The sequence below is a fragment of the Chryseobacterium barbadense genome, from assembly GCF_042849955.1.
Classification (GTDB): domain Bacteria; phylum Bacteroidota; class Bacteroidia; order Flavobacteriales; family Weeksellaceae; genus Chryseobacterium.
Map to the genome: position 1 here is coordinate 1 of NZ_BAAFHL010000073.1, position 9997 is coordinate 9997.

Genomic DNA, 9997 nt, shown 5'->3' on the forward strand with positions numbered 1-9997 from the left:
TGGTGTAATATAAGAGGGTGCGAGTGGGCCTGGGGGGGTGGGGGGCGGCGCCCGCGTGGGGGGTGGGGCGGCGGGGGGGCCGGCCCCCCCCCCCCCCCCCCCCCAAACCCAAAATAAAAGAGCGGGTGTCTCAGAGCCCAAAAACAGGCAATTGAGCTGTCAAAGAGTCTGATGAAATCAACAGTTGAGATTCTTCAATATATTTGTTTCGTTCAGTATGGCATTTTAAGACAGTCTCTTTTACTTTAGTATTTAAAATAAATCGTCTTTCACAAGATTAGCTCCATTTTTAGCAGCCAATGATTTAATAGCCCCCACATATTTATCTGCAATATTCTGAAATACGTAATATTTAATAATTTTTAAATTTCCATTAGCATCCGCAGGTCCTACAATCTGTATGCTGGTATATTTTTTATTTTTCTCATAAACCTCAGATTTGATCTCTTTTACTTCTTTCCAACTAATCTCTGTAATATCTGATGTTTTCAAATAGTATTTTTTTATCTGGTTTTCCGTAATATCTATTCTTAATTTGTTATCTCCCTCAAAAATATCAATCCCCCTGGATTTCAACCATGCCACAGCATTGCTTTTGGAGTAGTCATAACTGTCATATACCAAGCTGGGCCCTCCCTGTAGCTTGGCTACATGTTCCACAGCCTTTGAAAATCGATCTCTTAAATCCTTTGTTTTAAAATGAATACCTATGTATAAAGGCAATCCTTCGTGAATATAATTGGATACGATGTACAAAACATATTTGCTGGCTTCATCATCATTGATCCGTAAATCATTAATGGTATTCCAGCCAAACCACGTATAGCCTTCTGAATTTTTAGTTTCGATCCTTATTTTTTCAGGAGTAACCTGTAACCGGTTTTCTGCATTTACCAATACAGAGCCGCTGAAATAATCAAAACCTTCCAGCCGCTTGGAGTTGATCCAGTCTAATGACTCCTGTAAGCCTTGAGAATATGATTGCTGGAAACAGAAAAGGAATAAAATCCATAGAATTTTTGTATAATTTTTCATAGTCCTTAGTTTTAACCAAATTTATGAAAAATTTTATCAGAGACTACTCTTTCATTGAAAAACTCAGTTTCCGGATTGTTTCTTTCATCTCATTAAATCAGCTTTCATTGCCGGGCTGAAATTTTCTCAAAAGATATATAATGAAAAGTATCGGAATCACCAGTATTAATCTTTCCGTTAAAGAAAATCTTTCCGTCTCGTCATCCATCAACACGTTTGGGACAAATGAAACCAATATAAATGAAATGATGAAAAAGCAAATTTCCAAAGCTGATAATTTTCCGGTCTCAATACTTACTGACTTCAATTCTGAACTTAATATCCAGAAACCTAAAAACTGGATCATAAAAGGAAAAGACCAAATCCTGTAGGTATCATACGCAATACCATGAAGCAATAAAGGAATACATGAAATTAATAGCAATAAAAGAAACAGCTGTAAATTTTGTCTGAATTTCAATTCTTTAAAGATCATCCATACACAAAACAGTATCGGAATTCCATAGAAAATCGTTGCTTTAGAGATAAATAATCTCTGGATAAAGCTTCCGCTCTCTTCTTTAAAATAATAGCTGAAACTTTTTGTATAGGCAGAAGCCACAGAATCAGCAGCTTTTTCAGAAATAAAAGGGATTTGCCTTAAATAATTAAAAATCAGCGGAAAGTAATTTTCTCCGTTCGCTTCCTGATATAATGAAACTGAAATAACAGTAAAAAGCGGCAACACAATCACTACTGCCAATTTCTTTAGAATAGATATTGAAAATATAGTTTTAAATGAAAAACCATCCGAAATCTGTGTGACGATCAATGCAAAGCAACTGATGGGAAGCATCAGAAAAAATGAAACTTCATGCACCAAAATACACACAGTTACAATAACCGATGATAGAATGATTTTCTTTTGTTTAATTAAACAAATCACTAAAATGGTCAGTAAAAACACAATATGATCCAGATACCCTATCAAATGTGCAGAAAATACGACATATTGAGAGAGGAAAAAGATCAGAAAAAATAGTATCCTGTAAAAACTGATTTCGTTTTTAAGGGTTTCCTTTACAGCAATCGTAAATAGAGAAGCGTATAATAAAAATAATGTTCCGGCGGAAAGAATTAAAATGGTCAATTCATTCTTTTCAAAGAGCCATCCGAAGATTTCCCCGGCCAATCCTCTTTTGATAAACCCAAATCTGTAATCCAGCATCCAGTGTGATTCAGACCAGTCATTTGGAAACCTTATCGTTTTTAAAACACTAAAAGTCAGTGCATAAAGATAAAGCAATATCAGGAGAACTTTCCGAAGCATAGACTATATCGTCATTGAGAAAATTCTCGTTTCAGGCTTATTCCTCATCATTTTTAAATCAAAAACCATAGCAACGTTTCTCGTAAATGCCCTTCCTTTTTCAGTAATTTTAATGGTATTCCCCAGAATCTCAACCAATTCGTCATTTTCCATTTCTTTCAGCATTTCAAAAGCATTCTCCAGTTCCGGAACAGAGTCTTGCGGATCAAAAGTGGTTTCCAGCTGACACATCAGGTTTAAAATATGTCTTCTCATCAACAGATCTTCTTCATTCAGAATATGACCTTTTACAACAGGTATATTTCCTTCTTCCACCATTTTCTGGTATTCTTCCACTGTTTTTACATTCTGTGCGAAGGCATACCATGAATCTGAGATCGACGACATTCCCAGACCTATCATTAACTGGGTTTTACTGGAAGTATAGCCCATAAAATTCCTGTGTAGCTTTTTCTGAATCAGGGATTGATATAGATCATCATGCTCAAAGGAAAAATGATCCATTCCCACCTCGATGTACCCCAGTTCCTGCAATAGTTTTTTACCATCTTCATACAAACGGCGTTTTTCTTCTCCGCTAGGCAAATCATTCTCATCAAATCCTCTCTGTCCTACCCCTTTTACCCACGGAACGTGCGCATAAGAATAGAAAGCAAGCCTGTCTGGTTTTAATTCCAGCGTTTTATGAATAGTATATTCCATGGCATTCCAATGCTGATGCGGAAGTCCGAACACCAGGTCGTGACTGATACTTCTGTATCCGATCTCCCTGGACCATTCCGTTACTTCTTTAACTTTTTCAAAAGACTGGATTCTGTTGATTGCCTTCTGAACTTTAGGATCATAATCCTGTACCCCGAAGCTCACTCTTCTGAATCCTAAATCATATAATGTTTGTAAATGCTCTTTCGTAGTATTGTTAGGGTGTCCCTCAAAAGAAAACTCATGATGCTCCGCAATCTCAACGGTGGCAAAGATTCCTTCCAATAAGGTTTTTAAATTTTCCGGAGAGAAAAATGTAGGAGTTCCGCCTCCTAAATGAAGTTCTTTTAATCTTGGTTTTTCCTCGAAAAGTGCAAGATAAAGCTTCCATTCTTTTAAAACACTTTCAAGATAAGGTATTTCTACGCTATGTTGCTTGGTAATCCGTTTATGACAAGCACAAAACGTACATAAAGCCTCACAAAAAGGCAGGTGAATATAGATGGAAATCCCTTCTCCGGAATTACTTTCATGAAAAGACCTTACTACACTTTCCTTCCATTTTTCAGGGGAGAAGGTACTTTCATCCCAATAAGGAACGGTAGGATACGAAGTGTAACGCGGTCCGGGAATATTATATTTATCAATTAAAGAATTCATACTGCAAAATTAATCATAACTTATGAATTACGGATTATGAATTATATTAGGATTTATTTTCAAAATTTATAACGGATCTAAATTCTCTTTCGCAATTCTACCAGTCATAAAAGACGCCTGAGCTCCCGGACAGGATATTTGAAATTACATCCGGAAATAACACAGGAGATTCGGAGATTTATTCTATTTCAGAAATTTAAAATTTTAATTTCATTATTGAAATTCTGTCTTTTCCTGCAAAAACTATCGTATTATGATCTACCCATTCGCAAACAAACATCCCCTTTTCATCAGATAATTTCTTCCAGGTTTTTCCATAATCTGAAGAATAGCTGATATGCTGATCTCCAACAGCTATAATTTCCCTCCCTTTAGAATTGGGCTTGATTCTCACACATGTTGTATAACCGGCATTTTGTCTCGATGCCTGAACCTGCCATGTTTTACCCCCATCATTGGTAGTAGTAATATTATTGATATTATCCGTCTGTTTTGTATAATCACCACCTACTGCAATTCCAAAATTGTCATCATAAAAATCTATGGAGTACATGCCCTGAGAAGATTGCCCCTGGATAAAAGGAGTATTAAAAATCTCCAACTTCTCGTTTTTTAAATTCAGCCTTAGAATTCTGGAAATTTTTCCTCCCGTGGCGATCCATAGATATTTTTTGGAAGAAGCTATGTTTGTATTGCTGGCTGCAAAAGCAGCTTCTCCTTCATGAAGTTTGATATTATTCTTAGCTGAACGCCACTTTCCTTTTTGGTAAACAGCCAGTTTCAAATAATTGTCTTTATCTGGATCACTGAAGCTGTATCCCAGTTGATCATTTACAAAATGTAATGCATCATAAAATGCGGTTTTTACCGTATCTGTAAATATTATTTGTGATTTCAGGTCTTTTTTATCGATCTTGAAAAAGTAAGCGGGACTTTCTATATTAATCGCATAGAAGGAGCTCTTATCCTGTCCCAGTGTCCTGAACTGAAGTTTCTTTTCCGATAATCGGATCTGTTTCTGATTTTGGGGATTCTTTAAATCCACAAAACCGAATTTGGAATCCGTTCCGCTGTACCAGACTTTATCATCATAGATCTCTAAAGCCCTTATACTGATTTTATCATTGAAAATTGTGGTGAAATTTTCTATTTCTTGGGAAGATACAAATATTCCCAACACGAAAAACAAAATGGTAAAAATCTTTTTCATAATAGCAAAAATAAAAAATCCACAGAATTCTGTGGATTTAAAATTATATTTTATAGATCTAAATCTGGTTTTTCCAGAGGTTCCTGCTCAGCTTTAAAAGTTTCTCCATAGCCACCGTTCTGAAGCTTAGAGTGCTTTTTACTGTAAAGGAAATAGATGATAAATCCAATCACCAACCAGGCTAGAGAATACATTTGAGCCTCTTTACTTAAGTTAATAATCAAATAAATATTAATAGCGATACCTAAACAAGCAATTATCGGTAAAGCCGGAACTTTAAAGTTTCTCTGTAAATTCGGTTCTTTCACCCTCAATACCCAGACTGCCACACAAACCATTGTAAATGCGAACAATGTTCCAAAACTGGTCATGTGTGCAAGGTCATTAATTGGTGTTAATGAGGCTATAACAGAGATTACAATTCCTAAAATGATAAGATTTTTAGTAGGAACTCCGGTTTCAGGGTTTACTTTGGCAAAAGTTGCAGGAATAAGTCCATCTTTAGACATTCCTAAGAAAATTCTTGACTGCCCCATAATCATTACCATTAATACAGAGATTAATCCGACCGTAGCAGCGATAGTAATGATATATCCGGCCCAAGCCTGACCAGCAATATCAAATGCATAAGCCACCGGAGCTTTAATTGCATCCGGATATTTTCCAAGCGGGTTGAAATCTGTATAGTGCATCATCCCTGTTAAAACAAGAGAAACCAATATATATAAAAGTGTACAGATAACCAGTGATGCAATAATAGCGAACGGAACATCCTTTTTAGGATTAATTGCCTCCCCTGCCTGTGTGGAGACCGCATCGAATCCTACATAAGCAAAGAAAATAGCTGATGCTCCCGCTACAACTCCGGCCACACCATATGCGGAATGGGAAACACCATTCTCTGTAATCGTAGTAGCTTCCGGAATAAACGGAGTCCAGTTTTCAGGGTTAATGAAAAACGCTCCTGCAATGATTACGAAAATAATCGCGGAAACTTTAAGAATTACAATAAAGTTATTCGCTTTGGCAGCACCTTTTGTTCCTCTGATCAGAATAGAAATCACAAATAATACGATCAGGAATGCCGGTAGGTTCATAGAAAACCCTTCATTTCCTGATGCCCAATATGTCTGTGGGTCTGTAGTAAGCCATGTTGGCAGATGAAGTCCGAACATTTTGAGGAGTTTACTAAAATATCCTGACCAGGATACGGCGACCGTCATTGATCCCATTGCATATTCCAGGATCAGCCCCCATCCTATGATCCATGCGAAAATTTCGCCTACAGTTCCATACGCATACGCATACGCAGAACCTTCTACAGGAAGTATAGATGCAAATTCAGCATAACATAAAGCAGCAAACACACAGGCAATTCCGGCAATTACAAAGGAAAGAGCCAATGCAGGCCCTGCATTATAATAAGCTCCTGTCCCCGTAAGTACAAAAATTCCACCCCCGATAATTGCTCCGATTCCAATAGCTGTAAGGCTCCATTTTCCGAGAACGCGTTTCAACTGGCTCTTTTTGATATCAGCTTCATAAGCGCTCATTGGTTTTTTAACCCAAATTTTTGACATATTTTATTATTTATTAAAGATTTACGAAAATATAAAAATTTTAGAAATCTTAACATTTATTGATAAACTTTCATCATTTAATTTAAAAATAAAAACCTAAAAAACTGATTTTCACTTTATTTGAAGTATTTTCAGATATATGAATTTTTGTTTATTTTTGATCATATGAATGTATATGATCTCTTTGTAAAACCATATGAAAGCTATACCGGTTTACAAATCCTTCTGGAAGCAACAGGAGCTTTCTTCGGTATTCTGAGTGTCTATTTCTCCATCAAAAAAAACATCTGGGTTTATCCCACCGGCATTATTTCTACCCTTATTTATGTATACATTCTTTTTAACTTTGGCTTATTGGGTGACTGTATGATAAATGTTTACTATACGGTAATGAGTATTTACGGATGGATTTTATGGGCCAGGAATTCTGAAGATCATATTCATGTGGAGGTAACCTGGGCGACAAAAAAAGAATGGCTGTTCGGAATTTTGCTTTTCCTTATAAGCTTCGCCTTGGTGACCCTAGTTTATTATTATAAACCTTTTATTGACCATAAGTTTTCAATGGTGGGGACCAACCTGGGATTGTATCATCTTGATTGGGCGAATTGGCTGGATGTTCTTACAACTTCCATTTTTTTAGTAGGGATGTGGTTTATGGCCAAACGCCGCATTGAGAACTGGATTTTCTGGATCATTGGGGATTTAATTTGTATCCCTATGATGATTTTTAAGGGTCTTGGCATCACTTCGGTTCAATATTTGGTATTTACTATAATGGCTATCCTCGGATATGTCAATTGGAAAAAAAGTTTTAAAGAAAAAAGTACAGAAAAGTCATGAAAAATTTATTAAAAATAGCGTTCAGCGTTTTTACTATAGCTAGTTTATCATCTTGTATGGCCTATACTGACGGCTATGCAAGCGGTCCTTACTATGGGGACCCATATTATAATAACGGATATTATTATGCCCCTTACGGTTATTACGGAAGTGGCGGATATTATGGAAATGACGGATATTATTACAGAAATGACATCAATTATTACTATGATAATGGGATTCCTTATTATTATTACGGTAGCGGTAATGACCGAAGAAAGGTTTATGTAGAAAGACGAAGCACTTCACAAAGACCTGCTAACGGTTTCCGTAATACCCCTACTGATAATGGAAACTATAATAACAGTAATTATAATAATAGTAACCGTTATAATAATAACAGAAACAATAGCGGTGGATTCAGAAATTCCAATTCCAACAGAAACCAGAACAACCAGGGAAGCGGATTCAGAAACCAGCAGCAGAATAACAACCAGAGACAACAGAATAGCGGAGGGTTTAGAAATAGCAACAAGAATAACAACTCCAATAACTCCGGAAATAGTTACAGAAATAATAATCCGCAGAACAATCAACAAGACAACTCTTCAAGATCAGGAGGCGGATTCAGAAGATAATCATTCTAAATTAAGGAAACGAACAGCTAACACTGTTCGTTTTTCATTTTTATATAGTAATTTTGCAAGTTCATTTTTTTAGCAATACAACATGGAATTTTATAAATATCAGGGTACAGGAAACGACTTTGTAATGGTGGATAATCGGGATCTGCAATTTCCAAAAGACAAAAATATCATTGAGAAACTTTGCGACAGACGCTTCGGAATCGGGGCAGACGGACTTATTCTGCTTGAAAATGATGAAAATTATGATTTCAAAATGGTGTATTATAATTCTGATGGCGGAGAAAGCACCATGTGCGGAAACGGAGGAAGATGTCTCGTAGCTTTTGCCTTTTTCCTTGATATTTTCGAAGATAAGTGTAAATTCATTGCAATTGACGGTGAACACGAGGCGGAAATCCATAACGGAATCATTAAATTAAAGATGATTGATGTGGATACAATTTCCAATGACGGAACCGACACTGTAATGAATACCGGATCTCCTCACTATGTAAAATATGTTGAAGATTTGGTGAATTACAACGTTTTTGCCAAAGGAAATGAGATCCGAAATTCAGAAAATTACCACGAAAAGGGGATCAATGTCAATTTTGTGGAAAAAATTAATGATGATGAAATTTTCGTAAGAACCTATGAACGAGGCGTTGAGGATGAAACTTACAGCTGTGGGACCGGAGTTACGGCTTCAGCTTTAACTTTTCTGCAAAAAAACAATCTAATCTCTGTAAAAGTTAAAACGCTTGGTGGCGACCTTAAAGTATATGCTGAAAAAAATGGAGATTCCTTCCGTGACATTTGGCTTGAAGGTCCTGCAAAACAAGTTTTTAAAGGCAAGGTAGACCTTATTTAAACAAAAACTTTTAATCAACACTTATCTATAATGAAAAAAGCTATTCTCATTATCATTCTGCTTGTTTTTGTAGTGGCAGGATTTTTTGGTTTTAGATTTTATAATACATATTACGGAAACAATGTGGAAAAAGAGGGTTATATTTTGATTCCTCATAACGCGAGTTTCAAGCAACTTTTAGATTCTATCAGTCCGTATATTCAAAATAAAGAATCTTTTGAAGCGGTGGCAAAAGATAAGGATTTAGATAAATATTTTAAAGCAGGACGGTATCGTATCCAAAGGGGTACAGGAAATACAAACCTTGTGAATATGATCAAAGCCGGAAATCAGACCGAGAATACTTTTAGAATCGGTGATTTTGGAGATATCTATCAGATGGTGGGAAGAGTTACCAAGAAAACGGAATTGGATTCTTTACGATTTGTAAATGATTTTAATGCCATTGCAGCTGAAAAGGGGTATAATAATGCGGAAGATCTAAAGAAATATTTCTTTATAGACACGTATAACTTTTTCTGGACGGTAACTCCTAAAGAGTTCTTTAAAAAGTTTGAAGACCAGTATAACAGCTTCTGGAATAATGAGAGAAAAGCTAAAGAGCAGCAATCCGGATTAACCAGAAACCAGATTTATGCTTTAGCATCTATTGTATATAAAGAATCGGGAGGAAAAGAAGATGAGATGAAAACGATTGCCGGATTGTATCTCAATCGTTACAGAAAAGGAATGAAGCTTCAGTCTGACCCTACGGTCATTTACGCAATGAATAAACAAACTAATTTTAAAGAGTCTATCAAGAGGGTTTTATATAAGCATCTTTCCACTCCCTCACCTTACAATACCTATGCGAATGCAGGAATTCCTCCGGGACCGATTTGTGTGGTAGATAAAAACTCCGTGGATGCTGTTTTGAATGCTGAAAACAACAATTATATTTTCATGTGTGCTGATCCGGCAAGATTCGGATACCACAAATTTACGGCAAGTGCTGAACAACACGCGATCAACGCGAAAGCATACCAGGACTGGCTGAATTCCAAAAATATAAAATAAGGAATACATTTAACTTTATTTTAACAAAATAATAATTAACATTTAGCATTTAAAAGCGACATATCCTTTTAAAAATAATAAACAAATCGTAATATTTTACATTTAATCTTTTTAATGAATTAATAA

9 protein-coding genes are annotated in these 9997 nt (G+C 36.0%); 4 read left to right on the forward strand and 5 right to left on the reverse strand.

What is annotated here, in order from left to right:
* Positions 1-252 precede the first annotated feature (252 nt).
* From ACGHIN_RS15435 to ACGHIN_RS15455, 5 genes are all read right to left on the reverse strand, one after another.
* Positions 253-1035: a hypothetical protein gene (locus tag ACGHIN_RS15435; protein ID WP_390455484.1), complete on the reverse strand. Its 783-nt coding sequence runs from the start codon at positions 1033-1035 to the stop codon at positions 253-255.
* 97 nt (positions 1036-1132) lie between these two features.
* Positions 1133-2344, reverse strand: coding sequence for a hypothetical protein (locus ACGHIN_RS15440; protein WP_390455487.1), 1212 nt, complete (start codon positions 2342-2344; stop codon positions 1133-1135).
* Between the two features lie 3 nt (positions 2345-2347).
* Positions 2348-3706: an oxygen-independent coproporphyrinogen III oxidase gene (gene hemN / locus ACGHIN_RS15445; RefSeq protein WP_390455490.1), complete on the reverse strand. Its 1359-nt coding sequence runs from the start codon at positions 3704-3706 to the stop codon at positions 2348-2350.
* Positions 3707-3902: 196 nt separating this feature from the next.
* Complete coding sequence (locus ACGHIN_RS15450) at positions 3903-4916, reverse strand: WD40/YVTN/BNR-like repeat-containing protein (RefSeq protein WP_390455493.1); 1014 nt, start codon at positions 4914-4916, stop codon at positions 3903-3905.
* Between the two features lie 50 nt (positions 4917-4966).
* On the reverse strand, positions 4967-6496 hold the full coding sequence (locus tag ACGHIN_RS15455; RefSeq protein WP_390455496.1) for an APC family permease: 1530 nt from the start codon (positions 6494-6496) through the stop codon (positions 4967-4969).
* A 165-nt stretch (positions 6497-6661) separates the two neighbouring features.
* Between ACGHIN_RS15455 and pnuC the strand changes: the two genes are divergently transcribed.
* The 4 genes from pnuC to mltG all read left to right on the forward strand — a co-directional run bounded on the left by pnuC (position 6662) and on the right by mltG (position 9871).
* The gene (gene pnuC, locus ACGHIN_RS15460; RefSeq protein ID WP_390455499.1) at positions 6662-7339 is read left to right on the forward strand and encodes a nicotinamide riboside transporter PnuC; all 678 of its coding nucleotides are present in this window, start codon (positions 6662-6664) and stop codon (positions 7337-7339) included.
* Positions 7336-7956 (forward strand): hypothetical protein, encoded by a 621-nt coding sequence (locus ACGHIN_RS15465; protein ID WP_390455501.1) that lies wholly within the window; start codon positions 7336-7338, stop codon positions 7954-7956. Before pnuC ends, ACGHIN_RS15465 begins: the two co-directional genes overlap by 4 nt.
* A gap of 91 nt (positions 7957-8047) precedes the next feature.
* Complete coding sequence (gene dapF / locus ACGHIN_RS15470; protein ID WP_390455503.1) at positions 8048-8815, forward strand: diaminopimelate epimerase; 768 nt, start codon at positions 8048-8050, stop codon at positions 8813-8815.
* Positions 8816-8845: 30 nt separating this feature from the next.
* Positions 8846-9871, forward strand: coding sequence for an endolytic transglycosylase MltG (gene mltG, locus ACGHIN_RS15475; protein WP_390455506.1), 1026 nt, complete (start codon positions 8846-8848; stop codon positions 9869-9871).
* Positions 9872-9997: the final 126 nt, after the last annotated feature.